We start from the raw sequence: 19,285 nt of genomic DNA, 5'->3' as shown, positions 1-19,285 counted from the left end.
ACAACGAGATGGTCATGGATGACGCGACCGGCCAGAATCGCGTTCGCCTATATTCGTCGAGCACCAACGCACACCTGCATCTGGGCTATCTCATCGAGCAGACCGGCAATACGCGGGGCGGCTATGTCGGCAGCGGCTTCGACCTGAAGTCCGACGCCTACGACGCCATCCGGGCAGCAAAAGGGCTGTATGTCTCGACGCACCCCGGCACGGGGACCGCGGTTCAGCAGCTCGAAGCGCGGCAGGCGCAACAGCAGTTGGTTAACGCGGAAAGCGTGCTCGAAGCATTGTCGGATGCAAGCACCACCCATCAAGCTGCAAGCCTGAAGGATGGGCGCGACGCGCTGAAGGCATTTACCGAAGCCACGCAGGACAGCGTGTCAGGCGCGACATCGGGCGGCCGGACGGCAGGCGGCGGCACCGGCAATGCGAATGCGTTCAGGCAACCTGTCATGCTGTTCGCCGGCCCGGCCGGCATCGCCTTGTCGACGCAGCAAACCGCCCATACCACTGCTGACGAGCAACTGAATATTGTGAGCGGCCAGAGCGCTCATATTGCGACCGGCAAGTCGCTTATCGCGAGCGTTGCCGAGCGCATCAGTCTTTTTGCACAGCATGCTGGGGTGAAGGTCTTTGCCGCAAAGGGCAAGGTCGAGATTCGGGCCCATGCCGACAATGTCGAGTTGACCGCGCAGAAGACGGTCAAGCTGTTGTCCGCGACCGAAAAAATCGAAATGGCGGCGAAGCAGGACATCCTGCTGACTTCGGGCGGCGCTTACATCCGCATCTCGGGCGGAAACATCGAAATTCACGCCCCCGGAAAGATTGACATCAAGGGTAGCCAGCATTCGTTCAATGGTCCGACGCAGGGCAATTACGACATGCCTGTGCTGCCGAAGGGGGACTTGCACAACAGGCTTGAACTGAATCTCGCCGACGATTCGCTGAAACCCGTACCGAATGCGCCGTACAAGGTGATGTTCGAAAACGGTGGGGTGATGTCCGGCAAGCTCGATGCGAATGGCTATGCGGTGCTGCACGATGTACCGCCCGGCCCCGTGAAGGCATTCTTCGGTGAGGATGCGCGTCCCTTCACCCGGGCACCGCTTCCGGCGGCAACGGAGCTTGCGCCGGACGACGTTCTGAAGGAACTCCACGCAGCGGGCCATGACGGAATCACTCACGAGAATCTCGCAAGTCTTTTTGACCGTTTCTCTGGCCGGCCGGACGTGCAATGAGCGATAACGACCAACAGGCGATCGAGGACGCGGTCGAGCAGATTGGCCTGTCGATGGCTTCGAATGCGTTTCCGCTCTTCTACGTCGCACAGAACGTGTACGACACGAGTGAGAGTGTCTGGACAGTGTGGAACAGTCGCGACAGCACCGACGAGATGGTCAAGGTCGAGGCGGGCATCGACCTCGTGTTTGCCGTGGTCGGATGGGTACCGGTGGTCGGCGCCGGCGTGAAGCGCACGTTCCGCCTCGTCAATCACAAGTCCGACATCTACGGACCGCTGCTCTTCGATATCCTCCGGCTGGTGCTGCAGCGCGCGGGCGTTCACACGAGCCCGGAAGAACTGGTCGACAAGCTGTTCGACGCGTCGGGCCTGAAGACCGTGCTGACCGGTGCGCGTGAACACATCGAGAAATCCTGGTTGTTCAGGGAGATGCCGGTCGCGGCGCAGGCTACGTTCAGGCAGGCGCTCGTATGGGTGGAAACTAACCTGCCGTACTGGCTGACGCAGTTCCTCGAGCGCAAGCTCCTTCATTGGAAGAAGAAGCAGCCGAACTCGTCGGCGCAGACGACGCTCAAGCGTCGTAAGGAAACTGATAAGCCGGGGAAGTGGGGGTCGAGGCTGAAGAGGGGCATAACCGGCCATCGGCATCGTCGAGTCCGGGCGTGGTGAACGCAAAGCTCGCGGTGGCCGACATCACAAACGGAGTCACCGGCATCCTCGGCGAGCATATTGCTGACTATTATTGCTATGAGACTCTGAGATGGGGAAAGGGATGGGAAGCGCATGACCAGGGGCTGCTTGGCAAATGGTCGCATGAGCCGGGCGCCGATGTGCCGGGGAAACTGAATGACCACGGCAAGCTGAACAAGCTGTTCGATTTGCGGCCACGAGGTCACGGTATTGACGGTGTATGGCGCGCGAACCCCGGAAGGAACGAAGGAAAGCCGTTTGCTATCGTGGAGGCGAAGTCGTCGAAGGTCGACAAGCCGATGAAGGACCCGGAAGGAAAGCGGAATATGTCGCCGAAGCTTGGCCTGGCGTCACGCATCAAGGATGCAGTGCGCCCGTCTGCTGATGAACTCCTTGAACCGCCTGCGGATGACCAGCAGACCGCTGCTGTGTCGCCGCCCGCCGGCGGCAAGCCGGGCGGCGGGCGTAATCGGCCCCGGACTCAAGCTCCACCGCCGGATGTTCTCGAGGGCAAGGCGGAGCCGAAGAAAAGTACGGGAAAAATGGTTCAGATGAGCCATCAATGGATAGAAACGAACCTAAGCAAAGCGGTTCTTGAGACAGTTGCGGCCAAGATTTTGATTGAAGGTTATTCTCGACACATCCTGTATGTGCCGTTCTATTTACCGGCGGCAGTCGAGCATGAAGCTGCTCTGCTGAAGGGAGACGAACATAGCCATTCGGACCACGGGGTACCTTCGACGCATCATTACCGCGATGCGGAAGTGCAAGCTGCAGTCGAAAAAAAGCAACGCAAACTACTACGGCAATCAGTTTAAGAGACCCGATTCATGGACGATTTTGAAGCAGGAAGGCGTCAAAGATTCCTGAGCAAGCAGTATTACGACTGGTTGCTGCCGCAACTCACCGAACAGATCGAGTATTGGGCCCGACATGAAGCGCCCAGTGGCTCGACGGACACAGAGCGCAAAGCGCTCGCGGCAAGGTACCGGGCGTCCTATGCTCATCGTCGATTTCTACTGGAGTTCACTGGCGGAAAAAGTCTGATCGCCTTGCGAGATGAATTGCCACTGCTGGTCGATACGCTTGAGTCGTACACGACGCTGAACCGCGCTGCAATAAAGGACGATAGTGTCCCACCCCTGATGTTTGGGGAGATTGGCGAGTACGACAAGGCAATGCAGCTCATCAGCCTTTGCCTTCTCCTGCATCGCACCGAATTGCTCCCGCGTCTTTCGAACATGCTGGACCCGTTCTACCGTGCGCAGGACACACTTTATGAAGACCTCCTGTCATATGGCATGGATGGCCGGTACGATGTTGACAAATGGTTTCATGACCGACCCTATCGGTTACTCATTAACAGTTTCTACCGCGATTCCGAAGAGGAAAGCATTCGAGATATCACTGCGTATCTTGAGGGCTGGTACGCAGCCATGAATGACGCGCCTTGGCACGATAGCCACCTGAAGGCTAACGAGCAGGAGGGCGGCGCCTACGTTGGCTATTGGGCCGTGGAGGCGGCTGCCGCTACTTTTCTTCTCGAACTCGACGACTCGGCGTTTCGCGACCACGTCGCCTACCCGAAGGACCTCGTTGACTTCGCACGGGATTTCGATGCACGCCAACAGTCTCAGCCGACCTCGCTGGACACTGAGCCTGTGACAGTACGTACCGGTCAGGTTTGCCCCGAAACCGGTATCTGGAAGGCACAAGGCCACAATGTCCCGGGCGTGCTAGTGCAGCAGGGAGAGCGTATGCCAGATGTTTTCGCCCCGGACCGGAATGGGACTCTCCGTCAACAGCCGGCACTATGGGAATTCGAGCGCAAGGCGTAAATCTCTCACGGTCAGCGGCGAGCGACATGTTCTCGGACGTTCTTCGTCAGATCCACATCCGCAAGTAGCATTCGCAATACGACGGATACGTCTACGCGACACGACCCACCACCGGCCGACCTATCAATGGGTGATGGGCTATTACACCGCCGACGCGCTGCCTGTTTATGATTTTTCGCAAGGAATTTCACCGTTTGCGATAGCTGGTTTGCGCCGCTCCCGACGGGCACCGTGCCAATCGCTTGATGGCAATGGCAGGCGAGCGTGCGATTAGCGACAACATGTCTGGTTTTCTTCCGGAGCAGTCGCGGGTTGACGATTGGCTTACCACGAACGGCGCACGTGGGTGCGTCTTCTGTCTCACGATCGACTGGCTTCTCTGCATGCGCACAGGCCTTTCGTCGCGTCGCGCTAAAGGTGCAACAGGACCATCCGGAGCTGCTATCGTCACCGAACTGGGCAGACCTCGCGAGCTTCGTTGAGACGTACAAAGGCGGGTCGTGACTTGGCTCGAAGTCTCCAACCGCAAAGCGGCGGATGTTCTCGCATGGCGAATCGCGCCGACGCGAATAGCGCGGGGCCGTACCGCCGCTGCGTGATTCCGAGCGGGGACGCGGATCACGTATGCTCGCATGAACACGACGCCGCCGCAGTCATCATCGGATGATGCACGGTCCCGGTGAGATGTAAGCCTGACTGGCAGCCGAGCCATGTGCTGCATCACTGTCGGTTAGGACGGAAGCGGCCCACCCGCCTGTCAGTGGAAAAAAGACACGAGCCGCTCACATGGCCCAAACGGCCGAAGGAGTTCAAAGTGACAGACGATATTGGCTTAGCGAACGCTTATGGCGCAGACGTGCCGGAATCGCTGCGAATTCTCGCCGGGTATCTTGAGCGCGCACTCGATAGCGCGACAAGCATCGTGATGATGCGACACACGGTCGATGCGTGTACCGTCTATTTGGGCGACCCAGCAGGTTTGCCCGAGGACCTGAAGCAGATTGGCACGATCGCAACTTCGCTTGCAAACGACATGCTCGAGCTAACCTCCTCGGGCGGGAACCAGATTCATATCGATAGCCAAGCCTATCGCTTTGTCCGAAGCTTTACGGAAGTCGGCGATACCGCAGCCGTGGTCTTTGCTGCCGATTAGAACAGACATCGCTAGCAGTCTGCGTCTGCCACGCTGGTTAGCACGTGATTGCTGTTCCCTTGTTCTTTCGGGAGACGCCAGGGCCGCTTCGCTGCCCCGACGTCAAGCGTCGCGTTATTGGTTGACTCGCTTCGCAAACGTTGAGATCGCATCAGCCATCGCTTTGGGCTGCGCGGGCGCCATCGCGTGTCCCGCATTCGGCAATACGACTACCGTCTCGCGGTCGCCGAGCATGGACTTGAGAAGCTGTGAGAACCGACGAGGCGACACTGCGTCGTTCTCACCCTGCAAGTCGAGAATCGGCGCGGTACCGGCGGCGAGGTGGTCGTCGACGGGCGCGCAACGCCGTCAGTCAGTCCAAACCGAAATAGTCGCCGTCGCTCGCGCTGTCGCGACGGGTCTTTGCCCCAGTGTCCGCTTGAACATTTTTGGCCGTCGGCGTAGGGGCGCAAACTGTCCAGGATGACAGCGCGAAATCGAGGCACCGAAGTACCGCGCGGACGGCACACGTACAGTTTTTTGGCCAATTCGTCGTCCATCCGGATGTGGACCTCCCTGCGAGCCCGGTTTGTACCAGCAGGTTGTACCGGTGAGCTTATCGGCCAAACGCGCCGCGTCCTCGAATTGCCAGAAACCGTATAAAAATCAAGGACGAAAAAAAGCCCGCCGAAGCGGGCTTTTTCTTGCAACTGGTGGCGAATCAGGGACTCGAACCCCGGACCTGCGGATTATGATTCCGTCGCTCTAACCAACTGAGCTAATTCGCCGAAAGAAGCGAGATTATGGGGATAGCGCCGGAGGCTGTCAACCCCCGGCGCGCTACTTTTTCAAAGCAGCCCCGGACACCCCGTGTTCAGTCTCTCGCGTAGATGTCCGAGTCCTTGGTCTCCTTGACGAACAGAATGCCGATCACGAACGTAATGAGCGCGATCACGATCGGATACCACAACCCCGAGTAAATGTTGCCCTTCGCCGCGACGATCGCGAACGCGGTCGCCGGCAGGAAGCCCCCGAACCAGCCATTGCCGATGTGATACGGCAGCGACATCGACGTATAGCGGATGCGCGTCGGAAACATCTCGACCAGCATCGCCGCAATCGGCCCGTACACCATCGTCACGTAGATCACGAGGATCGTCAGGATCGCCACGGTCATCGGCCAGTTGATCTGCGAAGGATCGGCCTTCGGCGGATAGCCGGCCGTCTTCAGCGTCGTCGCGAGCGTCTTGTCGAACGTCTTGCCTTGCTCCTTGGCGTCGGCGGCCTTGCCGTCATAGGTGTTGATCACCGTGTCGCCGACCTTGATCTGCGCGAGCGCGCCCGCCGGCGCCGCGACGTTCTCGTAGTTCAAGCCCGACTTCGAGAGCGCGCTCTTGGCGATGTCGCACGAACTCGTGAACTTCGCCGTGCCGACCGGGTTGAACTGGAACGAGCATTCGTCCGGATTCGCGATCACGACGATCGGCGATTTCAGCGTGGCGGTTTCCAGCGCCGGATTCGCATAATGCGTGAGCGCCTTGAACAACGGGAAGTACGTGCACGCGGCGATCAGCAACCCCGCCATGATGATCGGCTTGCGGCCGATGCGATCCGACAGCGAGCCGAAAAACAGAAAGAACGGCGTGCCGATGAGGAGAGCGATCGCGATCAGGATGTTGGCGCTCGCGCCGTCGACCTTCAGCGTCTGCGTCAGGAAGAACAGGGTGTAGAACTGACCCGTGTACCAGACCACGGCCTGGCCGGCTGTCAGGCCGATCAGCGCGAGGATCACGACCTTCAGGTTCTTCCACTGGCCGAATGCTTCCGAGAGCGGCGCCTTGGAGGTCTTGCCTTCGGCCTTGATGCGCTCGAACACCGGCGACTCATGCAGTTGCAAGCGAATCCACACCGACACGGCCAGCAGCGCGATCGACGCGATAAACGGAATGCGCCAGCCCCATACGCCGAACGCGTCCTCGCCCATCGCCGTGCGCACGCCGAGAATCACCAGCAGCGACAGGAACAGGCCGAGCGTGGCGGTGGTCTGGATCCATGCGGTGTAGAAGCCGCGGCGTCCCGCCGGCGCATGTTCTGCGACGTAAGTGGCGGCACCGCCGTATTCGCCGCCGAGCGCGAGACCCTGGAGCATGCGCATCGCGATGAAGATCACTGGCGAAGCCATGCCGATCGCCGCGTAGCCGGGCAGGAAGCCGACGAGGAACGTCGACAGACCCATGATCACGATCGTGACGAGGAACGTGTACTTGCGCCCGACCATATCGCCGAGGCGCCCGAACACGATCGCGCCGAACGGCCGCACCGCGAAACCCGCGGCAAAGCTGAGAAGCGTGAAAATGAAGGCGGCGGTCGGATTGACGCCGGAGAAAAAGCTCTTGCTGATGAAAGCCGCGAGCGAACCGGCCAGATAGAAGTCGTACCACTCGAAAATCGTACCCAGCGACGATGCGAAGATCACCCGCTTCTCTTCTCGCGTCATCGGCGTATGCGAGAGTTGCCCGCCAACGGTAGCCATATGTCGTCTCCAATATTGATATGCACGCGGTTCGCCGGCAAGGCGTCCCCGTGGAACCGATTATTGGAATGGAAACTTACGGGCTACTGACGTGGCGGGGTGAACAGGGTTGCGTCGTTCATGCGGCGAATTTTGGCTAACACCTTCCAATTTGGCTAAAAGCCACGCCAACGCGCGGCTAACGTGTCTCAATAATTGCCGCCGTCCGGTTTGGCGTTCAATCAGCGTTAGGGTAAGTCCCGTGCCGGTTCGTGCGCTTGCAAGCTGACACGCACCAGCGTTCCGGCAAGCCGCGGCGAGGTTTGATAGACGTTGTCCTCGATCGTCAGTTCGCCGCCGTGCATGGTTGCGATCTCCCGGACGATCGCAAGCCCAAGGCCGCTGCCGTCGCCTTCGCGGCCGAGAATCCGGTAGAAGCGCTCGATCACCCGCGAGCGCTCGGCCGCCGGAATGCCCATGCCGGTGTCCTCGACTTCGAGATGGACGCGCCGCGCTGTCGCCTCATGCCGAACCCTGACGGTAATGCGTCCGCCCGCCGGGGTGTAGCGGATCGCGTTGTCGATCAGATTCGACAGCATTTCGCGCAGCATCACCGGATTGCCGTCCACTTCGACCGGTTCCTCGGGCGCTTCGTAACCGAGGTCCATCTGCTTGGCGAGCGCGGCTTGAACCCAGTCGCGCACGGCATGGCGCGCGACCTCGGTGACCTCCACGGTGGTGAAAATCTGCCCCGACATGCGGTTCTCGGCACGCGCCAGCGCCAGCAACTGCGTGACGAGCCGCGCCGCGTGCTCGGAACTGGTGGCGATCTGTTCGAGCGAGCGATGAACTTCCGCCGAGACGTCCTGGCGCAACGCCAGCTCCGCCTGGGTGCGCAGGCCGGCCAGCGGCGTTTTCATCTGATGCGCGGCATCGGCGATGAAGCGCTTCTGCAATTCCATGTTCTGTTCGAGGCGCGTGAGCAGATCGTTGAACGACGTGACCAGCGGCTCTATCTCGGGCGGCGCGCGGCGTGCTTCCAGCGGCGACAGATCGTCGGGGCGGCGCGCGCGGATGTGGTCCTGCAGCGCATGCAGCGGCGCGAGTCCGCGCGACAGGCCGAACCACACCAGCAGGATCGCGAGCGGCAGAATCACGAACTGCGGCAGGATCACGCCCTTGATGATGTCGTTGGCGAGCTGGCTGCGCTTGTCGAGCGTTTCGGCGACCTGCACCAGCACCGGCTGCGCGCCGGGCGTCTGCGGAAACTCGACGGTCGTATAGGCGACGCGGATGTCGTTGCCGTGCAGCACGTCGTCGCGGAATTCGACGAGGCCGGGCGGCGGGCGATCGTCCTCGTGCGGCAACGGCATGTCGCGCTCGCCGCCGACCAGTTCGCCGCGCGTGCCGAGCACCTGATAGAACAGGCTGTCGACATTGTCGGTGCGTAGAAAATCGCGCGTGGAATCGGGCAGCGACAGCTCCGCCACGCCATTCACCGGATGAATCTGGCGCGCGAGCACATAGGCGTCGGTTTCGAGCGCGCGGTCGAACGGCCCGTTGGCGATCGACTTGGCGACGAGATAGGTGACGGCGAGGCTCATCGGCCACAGCAGCAGGAGCGGCGCCAACATCCAGTCGAGAATCTCGCCGAATAGCGAGCGCGGACGCGCCGCGGCGGCGGCTTCGGTCTCGTCGGGCGGGGCGAACGGATTGGCGTAGCGCTCGTCGCGCGCTTCGTCGAGGTCCGCCGCGTGCGCCGTGGGGCGATCTGCGCGAGCGGCCATGGGGCGTTCCCTATTTGAAATGGTGGCTCGCCGGCATCGGGCCCGACGGCGGCTCGGGTTCGGGCCCGGCGGCGGACGGCGGCGGCGCGCCCTCGCTCTCGCCGGCGTGGGCGTTCACGTTCGCGGGCGACGCCGCCTTCTCGAGGCAATATCCCAGGCCCCGCACAGTGATGATGCGCACGCCGCTCGGCTCGATCTTCTTGCGCAGCCGGTGCACGTAGACTTCGATCGCGTTGTTGCTGACCTCCTCGCCCCATTCGCATAGATGGTCGACGAGTTGTTCTTTCGAGACCAGGCGGCCGATGCGCTGCAGCAGCACCTCGAGCAAGCCCAGCTCGCGCGCCGACAGGTCGATCACCTGTTCGTTGACATAGGCGATGCGGCCAACCTGGTCGAACGACAGCGAGCCGTGCCGCACGACGGTCGGGCCGCCGCCCGCGCCGCGCCGGGTCAGCGCCCGCACGCGCGCCTCGAGTTCGTTCAGCGCGAAGGGTTTGGCCATGTAGTCGTCGGCGCCGAGATCGAGGCCCTTGACGCGTTCGTCGACGCTGTCCGCGGCGGTCAGGATCAGCACCGGCAGGTTCGAATTGCGCGCGCGTAGGCGGCGCAGCACCTCGAGCCCGGACATGCGCGGCAGGCCGAGATCGAGGATCAGCAGGTCGAAGGTTTGCATCGACAGGGCGGTGTCGGCCTCGACGCCGCTCTTCACGTGATCGACGGCATAGGCCGATTGGCGGAGTGATCGAACCAGACCGTCCGCGAGTATGCTGTCGTCTTCGGCAATCAGAATTCGCATGGTGCGCCAGCTTTGGCCTTGCCGGCACCTTGGGTGTCCCCGCGGCGCACAGCGGTCTCCGAAAATTATTGTGGGTGGTGGGGTAGCGCGAGAGTAAATATGCGCGTTCGCATGGAATCGTGCTTGCCAAAACCACTGTTTTTTTATACAGTGTCTGAGTTTCGTGCGCCGTTCGTTGAAAACGCGCTGCGCACCTGCCTCAGACGCCGTTCATCATAGCAAAGGACGATTCATGGAAGAAAGCAAGAAAGGCTCGGCTGGACTGACTGCTGAAAAGAGCAAGGCACTCGCTGCCGCACTCGCGCAGATCGAAAAGCAGTTCGGCAAAGGGTCGGTCATGCGGCTCGGCGCAGGTGAGGCAGTCGAAGACATCCAGGTGGTCTCAACCGGATCGCTCGGTCTCGACATCGCACTGGGCGTCGGCGGTTTGCCGCGTGGCCGTGTGGTCGAAATCTATGGCCCGGAGTCATCCGGTAAAACCACGCTGACGCTGCAGGTCATCGCCGAAATGCAGAAGATCGGCGGCACGGCGGCGTTTATCGACGCGGAACACGCGCTGGATATTCAGTACGCGGGCAAGCTCGGCGTAAATGTGAACGACCTGCTGGTCTCGCAGCCGGACACCGGCGAGCAGGCGCTCGAAATCGCCGACGCGCTGGTGCGCTCGGGCTCGATCGACATGATCGTGATCGACTCGGTCGCGGCCCTCGTGCCGAAGGCCGAAATCGAAGGCGAAATGGGCGACTCGCTGCCAGGTCTGCAAGCGCGTCTGATGTCGCAAGCGCTGCGCAAGCTCACCGGCACGATCAAGCGCACGAACTGCCTCGTGATCTTCATCAACCAGATCCGCATGAAGATCGGCGTGATGTTCGGCAATCCGGAAACCACCACGGGCGGCAATGCGCTGAAGTTCTACGCGTCGGTGCGCCTGGACATTCGCCGCATCGGTTCGATCAAGAAGAACGACGAAGTGATCGGCAATGAAACGCGCGTGAAGGTCGTCAAGAACAAGGTGGCGCCGCCGTTCCGCGAAGCGATTTTCGACATTCTGTATGGCGAGGGTATCTCGCGCCAGGGCGAGATCATCGACCTCGGCGTGCAGGCGAAGATCGTCGACAAGGCCGGTGCCTGGTACAGCTACAGCGGCGAACGTATCGGTCAGGGCAAGGACAACGCGCGCGAATTCCTGCGCGAGAATCCTGATATCGCTCGTGAAATTGAAAACCGTATCCGCGAATCGCTGGGTGTGAACGCCATGGCCGAAGCAGTGACCGGGGCGGGCGCCGAAGTCGCGGGCGAAGAAGAGTAACCATCACGTGATACGCAAGGGCCGGCCGTTGTCCAATGCTGGACGCAACGCGGGCGGCCCGCGTGACGGTAACGGCGATTCGAACGATCCGTTCGACCCGTCCGAATCGTTCGACGCACATGATCGCGCCGCGGGCCGTCGCTCGCGGCGCGCGCAGTTTGACTCCTCCCCACGTGTTACTTCTGATCCTTCCGGAAGCCCCTCGGGTTCTTCTGAAGCCGCTTCAGTCACCGAAACCACCTACACCCGCTCGCGTCGCGCGCCTGGCGAAGCGAAGCCGGATCAAGACGAAGCGAAGAAATCCCAACGCCCGGCCCGTTCGCTAAAAGGGCGCGCGCTCGGCTATTTGTCTCGCCGTGAATACAGCCGCGCCGAACTCGCGCGCAAGCTGAAACCGTTCGTCGAGGAAACCGATTCGCTCGACACCTTGCTCGATTCACTGGAAACGGAAAACTGGCTGTCCGATTCACGCTTCGCCGAAAGTCTGGTTCATCGGCGCTCGTCGCGGTTGGGCGCGAGCCGGATCGTCGGCGAATTGAAGCAACACGCGGTCGACCCGGCGCTAGTCGAGGAAGCCGGCGCGCAATTGCGCGAAACTGAACTCGCGCGAGCCCGAGCCGTTTGGCAAAAGAAATTCGGCCAGCTTCCCGAAACGCCCGCCGAACGCGCGAAGCAGGCGCGTTTTCTGGCGTCGCGCGGTTTTTCGGGCGCGACGATCGGCAAGATCCTCAAGGGTATCGACGAGGAGTGGAGCGGCGAGTAGCCAGCGGGCGCTGCTCGCTCGCCCCGGCCCGCTGGGCGTCGCCGCGCATTCCGACCTGTCTCAAATACCCAGTATGCTAAAATTCACCGGTTTTCCAATCCGGCCTTTCCTTTCCGCATGCCGCTCTCCCCGCCAGTGTCCCGTCAGTTGCGCCACCGTCGCGCAATCAGAGCGGAAGCCTACGAGCGAGCCGATGGCCTGTGGGATGTGGAAGCGTGCTTGACCGACGAAAAACCGCGCGACGTGGTGCTTGCGTCGGGCGTCCGGCCTCATGGTCAGCCGATTCATGAACTCTGGCTTCGCATCACCATCGATCGCAAGCTCAATGTCGTCGACGCCGAGGCGTCGTCCGACTGGGTGCCCTATCCCGGTCTGTGCCAAGCCAGCAATCCCGCCTACCGTGCCCTCATCGGGCTCAATCTGTTCCGCAACTTCCGTCGTGATGCCGCCCGTTTGCTGGCCGGCACGGCCGGCTGCACGCATCTCACCGAGTTGTGCGCGCTCCTGCCGACCGTCGCGATCCAGGCGTTCGCCGGCGACGTGTGGAACATCAACGAGGGTGCGCCGGGCGCTAGCGCCAGTTCGGAACGCGCATCGTCCAGCGGCGCGGGCGAGCATTCCAACGACAAACCGCCATTCCAATTGGGACGCTGCCACGCGCTGCGTTTCGACGGCGAGGCGGTGCAGCAGTTTTATCCGCGCTGGTATGTCCGCGCTCCGTATACAGCGGATCGCGGCGCATCGTCAGATGGAGCGGCCCGCCACGAGGGCGAGGGCGGCAACGCGTCCGGCATGAACGGCGGCGACGGAAACGAAGTTCAATCCAACTCTCAGACTGAAGGGAATCACGCATGAAGATTCACGAGTACCAGGGTAAGGAAATCCTGCGGAAATTCGGCGTCGCGGTACCGCGCGGCAAGCCGGTCTTCTCGGTGGATGATGCGGTCAAGGCCGCGGAAGAGCTCGGCGGCCCGGTGTGGGTCGTGAAGGCTCAGATCCATGCGGGCGGCCGTGGCAAGGGCGGCGGCGTGAAGGTTGCCAAGACGCTGGAACAGGTTCGCGAGTACTCGAACCAGATCCTCGGCATGCAGCTCGTCACGCACCAGACCGGCGCGGAAGGCCAGAAGGTGAATCGCCTGCTGATCGAAGAAGGCGCTGACATCAAGAAGGAACTGTATGTCGGCCTCGTGATCGATCGCGTTTCGCAGAAGATCGTCGTGATGGCATCGAGCGAAGGCGGCATGGACGTCGAGGAAGTCGCGGAAAAGACGCCCGAGCTGATCCACAAGGTTGCGGTCGACCCGTCGACCGGCCTGAAGGACGCCGAAGCCGACGACCTCGCGAAGAAAATCGGCGTGCCCGACGCATCGATCCCGCAAGCGCGCGCGATCCTGCAAGGTCTGTACAAGGCGTTCTGGGAAACCGACGCATCGCTCGCCGAAATCAACCCGCTGATCCTGACCGGCGACGGCAAGGTCATCGCGCTGGACGCGAAATTCAACTTCGATTCGAACGCACTGTTCCGTCATCCGGAAATCGTCGCGTATCGCGATCTGGACGAAGAAGATCCGGCTGAAGTCGAAGCGTCGAAGTTCGACCTCGCGTACATCTCGCTCGACGGCAACATCGGCTGCCTCGTGAACGGCGCGGGCCTCGCCATGGCAACGATGGACACCATCAAGCTGTTCGGCGGCGAACCGGCGAACTTCCTCGACGTGGGCGGTGGCGCCACGACCGAGAAGGTCACGGAAGCGTTCAAGATCATGCTGAAAAACCCGAACCTGACGGCGATTCTGGTCAACATTTTCGGCGGCATCATGCGTTGCGACGTGATCGCGGAAGGCGTGATCGCGGCGTCGAAGGCCGTGTCGCTGAAGGTGCCGCTCGTCGTCCGCATGAAGGGCACGAACGAGGACCTCGGCAAGAAGATGCTCGCTGAATCCGGTCTGCCGATCATCGCGGCGGACAGCATGGAAGAAGCGGCTCAGAAGGTCGTCGCGGCCGCTTCGGGCAAGGCGTAAGCCTTAGTCCACGGTTTTTTGCCAGGATTAACCAGGATTACGAATGGCGGCGCGTAAGCGACGCGGGCGGAGAACATCCCGCCTCGTGGCGCCACCGCGCGGCGCCAAACGAACAGAGGTCAATACATGTCGATTCTGATTAACAAAGACACCAAGGTCATCACGCAGGGCATCACCGGCAAGACCGGTCAGTTCCATACGCGTGCTTGCCGTGAATACGCAAACGGCCGCGAAGCGTTCGTTGCGGGCGTGAACCCGAAGAAGGCCGGCGAAGATTTCGAAGGCATTCCCATCTACGCGAGCGTCGCTGAAGCCAAGGCTGAAACGGGCGCGACCGTGTCGGTGATTTACGTGCCGCCGGCAGGCGCCGCGGCTGCGATCTGGGAAGCGGTCGAGGCCGATCTGGATCTGGCGATCTGCATCACGGAAGGCATTCCCGTGCGCGACATGATCGAGATCAAGGACCGCATGCGCCGCGAAAATCGCAAGACGCTGCTGCTCGGACCGAACTGCCCCGGCACGATCACGCCGGACGAACTGAAGATCGGCATCATGCCGGGTCACATCCACCGCAAGGGCCGCATCGGCGTCGTGTCGCGTTCGGGCACGCTCACGTATGAAGCAGTCGGCCAACTGACGGCGATCGGCCTGGGCCAGTCGTCGGCGGTCGGTATCGGCGGCGACCCGATCAACGGTCTGAAGCACATCGACGTGATGAAGATGTTCAACGACGATCCGGATACGGACGCCGTCATCATGATCGGCGAGATCGGCGGTCCGGACGAAGCGAACGCTGCGTACTGGATCAAGGACAACATGAAGAAGCCGGTGGTCGGCTTCATCGCCGGTGTCACGGCGCCTCCGGGCAAGCGCATGGGCCACGCCGGCGCGCTCATCTCGGGCGGTGCCGATACGGCCGAAGCGAAGCTGGAAATCATGGACGCTTGCGGCATCAAGGTCACGAAGAACCCGTCGGAAATGGCGCGTCTTCTGAAGGCGATGCTGTAAGTCGAAATTCGCCTGCAATGCCGGCGTGTTTTTGATACGCTTACGGAGTCCTTTCGTCAGCGTGCGGTTCTAAGAAGCGGGGGAGTTTTTAGACTCCTCCGCTTTTTTATTGGCCCCGTGTCCGATTTCTTCTTATTCTTTTACTCATGCTCGAGTTTTTCGCCACGCTCCATTGGGGCGCAGTCATACAGATCATCGTTATCGACATTCTGCTCGGCGGCGACAATGCCGTCGTGATCGCGCTGGCTTGCCGCAACTTGCCGCCGGCACAGCGCACGAAGGGCGTGTTGTGGGGCACGGTCGGCGCCATTCTGTTGCGCGTGGCGCTGATCGCGTTCGCGGTGGCGCTGCTCGACGTGCCGTTGCTGAAGTTTACCGGCGGCCTCCTGTTGCTGTGGATCGGCGTGCGCCTGATGGCGCCCGCGCATGACCCCCACGAGAACGTCAAGCCGGCCGACAAGCTGATGTCGGCGATCAAGACGATCATCGTCGCGGACGCGGTGATGAGCCTCGACAACGTGATCGCGATTGCGGGCGCGGCTGAGGCGGCCGATCCGGAGCACCGTCTCGCGCTGGTGATTTTCGGCCTCGTGGTGAGCATTCCGCTGATCGTGTGGGGCAGCCAGGTGGTGCTCAAGCTGCTCGACCGCTTTCCGATCGTCATCACGCTCGGCGCCGCGTTGCTCGGCTGGATCGCGGGCGGCCTCATCATCAACGACCCGGCGGGCGACCGTTGGCCGATCCTCGATACGCCCGCAGCCGAGTACGGCATGTGCATCGCGGGCGCTTTGTTCGTCGTGATCGTCGGTTATCTGTTCAAGCGCCGCAATGCTCATCGCGCGGCGGCTTGAGGTTCGATCTCGAGCGGAGTGAAACGCGCGGCGTCTTGTGGTGAGCGCGGCCAGTGCCGTCGCGCCGGCCCAACGTTAGCCATTCGGCCGACTGGGTGAAACAAGCGCTGCTGGCTACGATTGAAACGCCTGTTCCCGATTTGCGGGGCAGGCGTTTTTTTCGTTTCAGGAGCTTGCAGATGATCGTTACCTTGCCGTATTCCCCTTATTCCCACGCCGTGCCGCGCTCGCGTTCCACGTTTATGCAAGCGCGCTGGTCCGCGCGGCTTACGCGCGCATTCCGCCGCGTCGGCTTCGGTTTCACGCTGATCGAACTGATGATCGTGCTGGCGATTGTCGGTGTGATTGCCGCCTACGCGATTCCCGCGTACCAGGACTATCTGGCTCGCAGCCGTGTGGGCGAGGGGCTGTCGCTCGCCGCATCGGCGCGGCTCGCGGTGGCCGAAAATGCCGCGAGCGGCAATGCGTTCGGCGGCGGTTATGCGTCGCCGCCGGCCACGCGCAACGTGGAGTCCGTTCGCGTCGACGAAGATACCGGCCAGATCACCGTCGCCTTCACGACGCGCGTTGCGCCGGCCGGCTCGAACACGCTCGCGCTCGTACCATCGGTTCCAGACAACGCGGATGCGCCGACCGCGCGCGTCGCGTTGAGCAAGGGCGCCATGCAGGCGGGCTCGCTCACGTGGGAGTGCTTCACCGGCGGTAAAGCCGCGTCGTCGCTGCCGGCGCCGGGCGCCGGTCCCGCACCCGCTGAAGCGCCCACCTTGCCGTCGAATCTCGCCCCGCCGGAATGCCGCTCGTGACCGACGACGCGAATCGGATGGATGAGTGAGCGCATCGACGTAAAAGGCTGATTTTTGGCATATTTCAGCTCGGCCGGCGCACAGCGGGAGGATTTTTTTGTATAGTGCGCCGGTTGCTGACGCCCACCGGTTACTCGATGCCCACCCCATTCGCGCGCTACCTCTCTCTCGTTCTGTTGGCTCTCGCGTTGGTGCTGCCGTATGCAGTTGTCAACCACACGTATCCGATTCCGACGTTCTACGCTGAATTCACCGCGCTCGCGCTGTATCTGCTGACCGGCGCGGGTGTCGTGCTCCTGTTCGTCAGCGCGACACCGCGCATTTCGTTCGCATCGCCCGTCGTCGCGCTCGTACCGTTGCTGTTCGGGCTGCTGCTGGTGGCGCAATCGGTGTTGCTGCCGGTCGCGCAGCCGTCGATGAACTGGCTCGGCGGCGGGTTTCTGCTCGCCGCATTCATGGCGACGCAGGCGGGCTACGGTTTCACGCGCGCGAAGCTCAATGAGACGGCGCTGCGCTGGGCGGCCGGGGCATTGATCGTGGGCGGTCTGTTCGCGGTGTTCTGTCAGCTGATCCAGTTGTTTCATCTCGAGGTGCGCGTGTCGCCGTTCGTCGTCGCCTATAACGTGACCACCGAGCGCCGGCCGTTCGGCAATATGGCGCAGGCGAACCACCTCGCCACCTACATCGCGTTCGCGATGGCGGGGGCGCTGTATCTCGTGCAGACGCGGCGCATCGCCGTCGGCATCTGGCTGCTGGTGTCGACGATTTTCGCGGTTGGACTCGCGTTGACCGTCTCGCGCGGTCCGTGGCTGCAGATGGGCGTGCTCGTGGTGGCGGGTTTCTGGATGGCGTTCGCACAGACGCGCGATCACGCTCAGTTACGCCGCGGCAATCGCGAATGGATCATCCCGATCGTGCTGGCGGTGCTGTTCTTCGCGATCAATGCTTTGATCCGCTGGGCCAATGTGCGCTATCACCTGGAGCTCGGGCAATCCGCGGCCGACCGCTTCAAGGACGCCGGCCAGATCGCGCCGCGCCTCGCGTTGTGGAGGTACGGGTGGACGATGTTCAAGACGCATCCGCTGCTAGGCGTGGGCTGGGGCGAATTCCCGAGCTATCAATACGAGTTCGCGAAGACGCTGGGCGGCGTCGAGATCGCCAACAACTCGCATGACATTTTCATCGACCTGCTCGCCAAGACCGGCTTGATCGGCCTCGCGATCGTGCTGTTCGGCCTCGTCACGTGGCTCGTGCGTGTGGTGCGTGCGCCGCAAACTGCCGCGCGCGTGTTCGGCATCGCGCTGATCGGCGTGCTGGTGATGCATGCGCTGGTCGAATATCCGCAGCAGTACATGTTCTTTCTGCTGCCGGCGATGTTCGTGTTCGGCTTGCTGGAGACGCGGCCGTTGCGGCTCGTTCCCGGGCGTCTGTCGTTCGGCGCGTTTGTGGTGGTGGTATTCGGCGGCCTCGCGGCGCTCTATCCGGTGTATCGCGACTACGCGCGCGCCGAGGTGCTGTATTACGGCGCGCGTCCCGCCGAGCAGTATCGCGCGGACCCGTCGTTCCTCTTTCGGGCGTGGGGCGATTACGGTCTCGCGACGCTGCTGCCGATGAATTCGATGGACTTGCAGCACAAGCTCGCCATGCACAGGCAGGCGATGGCGCTCTTGCCGGGCGAAACGGTGCTGCGCCGCTATGCGGTATTGCAGGCGCTGAGTGGCGATACGGCGGCGGCATTCGACACCGTCGAACGCCTGAAAATCTTCGCCGAGGAATTGAAAGACTGGCCGTCGCAATTGAGCTATCTGTACGAACTGTGCGACGAGCAGAAGACGTTGACCGGCTTCAAGGCGGAATTGATGAAGCGCTATGGCATGCCGCCGCACGACGTCAATCAGGACGACGAGAGCGAGGAGGATTGAGCCGCGCTGTCGTTCATACGCCGCAGAGGTGAGCGGGGCGTCGTCACCCCCCGGCCACCCAATCCCCCGATTTCCCGCCGTGCTTTTCCATCACCCTCACATCGGTGATCGTCATCCCGCGATCGACCGCCTTGCACATGTCGTACACCGTCAGCAGCCCAACCTGAACGGCGGTCAGCGCTTCCATCTCCACACCGGTTCGTCCGAGTGTTTCCACCTGAACCGTGCAATGGACGCCGGGTAGCGTGTCGTCGAGTTCGAAGTCCACCTTGACGCGCGTCAGCGCAAGCGGATGACAGAGCGGGATGAGATCGGCGGTGCGCTTCGAGCCTTGAATCGCGGCGATGCGCGCGATGCCGATCACGTCGCCTTTTTTCGCGTTTCCGTCGCGGATCAGCGCGAACGTCTCCGGCAACATGCGGATCGAGCCGCGCGCGATGGCGATGCGCTTGGTCTCCTGCTTGCCGCCGACGTCCACCATATGCGCCTGGCCGGCAGCGTCGAAATGAGTGAGTTCAGGCATGGTTGGGCTCCTTCAGAGGGCGCCTATCATAGCAGCGCGCCGGGGCGGGGATTCGTAGCGAGGTGTCTGCGGCCCGGATCAGCCAAACTG

Annotated in this window: 17 protein-coding genes, 1 tRNA gene and 1 pseudogene; 13 read left to right on the top strand and 6 right to left on the bottom strand. The window is 62.0% G+C overall.

What is annotated here, in order from left to right:
- Window positions 1-8 precede the first annotated feature (8 nt).
- The 5 genes from CUJ90_RS33820 (at window position 9) to CUJ90_RS15080 (ending at window position 4,921) form a co-directional block, all read left to right on the top strand.
- The gene (locus CUJ90_RS33820; protein ID WP_479724647.1) at window positions 9-1,238 is read left to right on the top strand and encodes a DUF2345 domain-containing protein; all 1,230 of its coding nucleotides are present in this window, start codon (window positions 9-11) and stop codon (window positions 1,236-1,238) included.
- The gene (locus CUJ90_RS33240; protein ID WP_227470659.1) at window positions 1,235-1,909 is read left to right on the top strand and encodes a hypothetical protein; all 675 of its coding nucleotides are present in this window, start codon (window positions 1,235-1,237) and stop codon (window positions 1,907-1,909) included. Before CUJ90_RS33820 ends, CUJ90_RS33240 begins: the two co-directional genes overlap by 4 nt.
- Window positions 1,903-2,748 carry a hypothetical protein gene (locus CUJ90_RS33235; RefSeq protein WP_244219929.1) on the top strand — a complete coding sequence of 282 codons (846 nt, stop codon included), beginning with the start codon at window positions 1,903-1,905 and terminating at the stop codon, window positions 2,746-2,748. The genes CUJ90_RS33240 and CUJ90_RS33235 overlap by 7 nt, the downstream gene beginning before the upstream one ends.
- 12 nt (window positions 2,749-2,760) lie before the next feature.
- Window positions 2,761-3,768, top strand: coding sequence for a PoNe immunity protein domain-containing protein (locus CUJ90_RS15090; RefSeq protein ID WP_083083219.1), 1,008 nt, complete (start codon window positions 2,761-2,763; stop codon window positions 3,766-3,768).
- Window positions 3,769-4,582: 814 nt separating this feature from the next.
- On the top strand, window positions 4,583-4,921 hold the full coding sequence (locus CUJ90_RS15080; RefSeq protein ID WP_114163158.1) for a hypothetical protein: 339 nt from the start codon (window positions 4,583-4,585) through the stop codon (window positions 4,919-4,921).
- Window positions 4,922-5,035: 114 nt separating this feature from the next.
- On the opposite strand, the pseudogene CUJ90_RS15075 reads toward CUJ90_RS15080, so the two are convergent.
- The 5 genes and pseudogenes from CUJ90_RS15075 to CUJ90_RS15055 all read right to left on the bottom strand — a co-directional run.
- Window positions 5,036-5,245, bottom strand: a pseudogene (locus tag CUJ90_RS15075) (alpha/beta fold hydrolase); the annotation flags it as partial.
- Window positions 5,246-5,611: 366 nt separating this feature from the next.
- A tRNA-Met gene (locus CUJ90_RS15070) sits at window positions 5,612-5,688 on the bottom strand.
- Window positions 5,689-5,774: 86 nt separating this feature from the next.
- Entirely contained in the window at window positions 5,775-7,433 is a 1,659-nt protein-coding gene (locus CUJ90_RS15065) for an MFS transporter (RefSeq protein ID WP_073429051.1), read from the bottom strand.
- A gap of 227 nt (window positions 7,434-7,660) precedes the next feature.
- Window positions 7,661-9,199: a sensor histidine kinase gene (locus CUJ90_RS15060; protein ID WP_083083222.1), complete on the bottom strand. Its 1,539-nt coding sequence runs from the start codon at window positions 9,197-9,199 to the stop codon at window positions 7,661-7,663.
- Between the two features lie 10 nt (window positions 9,200-9,209).
- A complete protein-coding gene (locus tag CUJ90_RS15055; RefSeq protein ID WP_083083225.1) occupies window positions 9,210-9,995 on the bottom strand; it encodes a response regulator transcription factor in 786 nt (261 codons plus the stop codon).
- 232 nt (window positions 9,996-10,227) lie between these two features.
- Between CUJ90_RS15055 and recA the strand changes: the two genes are divergently transcribed.
- From recA to CUJ90_RS15015, 8 genes are all read left to right on the top strand, one after another.
- Window positions 10,228-11,304 carry a recombinase RecA gene (gene recA / locus CUJ90_RS15050; RefSeq protein WP_073429048.1) on the top strand — a complete coding sequence of 359 codons (1,077 nt, stop codon included), beginning with the start codon at window positions 10,228-10,230 and terminating at the stop codon, window positions 11,302-11,304.
- A 7-nt stretch (window positions 11,305-11,311) separates the two neighbouring features.
- Window positions 11,312-12,067 carry a recombination regulator RecX gene (recX, locus tag CUJ90_RS15045; RefSeq protein WP_083083227.1) on the top strand — a complete coding sequence of 252 codons (756 nt, stop codon included), beginning with the start codon at window positions 11,312-11,314 and terminating at the stop codon, window positions 12,065-12,067.
- 117 nt (window positions 12,068-12,184) lie between these two features.
- Window positions 12,185-12,922: a DUF2889 domain-containing protein gene (locus CUJ90_RS15040; protein WP_073429046.1), complete on the top strand. Its 738-nt coding sequence runs from the start codon at window positions 12,185-12,187 to the stop codon at window positions 12,920-12,922.
- Window positions 12,919-14,088 (top strand): ADP-forming succinate--CoA ligase subunit beta, encoded by a 1,170-nt coding sequence (gene sucC / locus CUJ90_RS15035; protein ID WP_073429045.1) that lies wholly within the window; start codon window positions 12,919-12,921, stop codon window positions 14,086-14,088. The genes CUJ90_RS15040 and sucC overlap by 4 nt, the downstream gene beginning before the upstream one ends.
- Window positions 14,089-14,214: 126 nt before the next feature.
- Entirely contained in the window at window positions 14,215-15,096 is an 882-nt protein-coding gene (gene sucD / locus CUJ90_RS15030) for a succinate--CoA ligase subunit alpha (protein ID WP_073429044.1), read from the top strand.
- Window positions 15,097-15,242: 146 nt separating this feature from the next.
- The gene (locus CUJ90_RS15025; RefSeq protein WP_073429043.1) at window positions 15,243-15,947 is read left to right on the top strand and encodes a TerC family protein; all 705 of its coding nucleotides are present in this window, start codon (window positions 15,243-15,245) and stop codon (window positions 15,945-15,947) included.
- Between the two features lie 179 nt (window positions 15,948-16,126).
- A complete protein-coding gene (locus tag CUJ90_RS15020) occupies window positions 16,127-16,750 on the top strand; it encodes a pilin (protein ID WP_083083229.1) in 624 nt (207 codons plus the stop codon).
- Window positions 16,751-16,887: 137 nt separating this feature from the next.
- Entirely contained in the window at window positions 16,888-18,672 is a 1,785-nt protein-coding gene (locus CUJ90_RS15015) for a PglL family O-oligosaccharyltransferase (protein ID WP_083084191.1), read from the top strand.
- Window positions 18,673-18,715: 43 nt separating this feature from the next.
- Here CUJ90_RS15015 and moaC read toward each other — a convergent pair whose 3' ends face one another.
- The gene (gene moaC / locus CUJ90_RS15010; RefSeq protein ID WP_083083230.1) at window positions 18,716-19,195 is read right to left on the bottom strand and encodes a cyclic pyranopterin monophosphate synthase MoaC; all 480 of its coding nucleotides are present in this window, start codon (window positions 19,193-19,195) and stop codon (window positions 18,716-18,718) included.
- Window positions 19,196-19,285: the final 90 nt, after the last annotated feature.

The sequence above is a fragment of the Paraburkholderia terricola genome, from assembly GCF_003330825.1.
Taxonomy (GTDB): Bacteria; Pseudomonadota; Gammaproteobacteria; order Burkholderiales; family Burkholderiaceae; genus Paraburkholderia; species Paraburkholderia terricola.
This window is presented reverse-complemented; position numbering and strand designations above follow the sequence as displayed.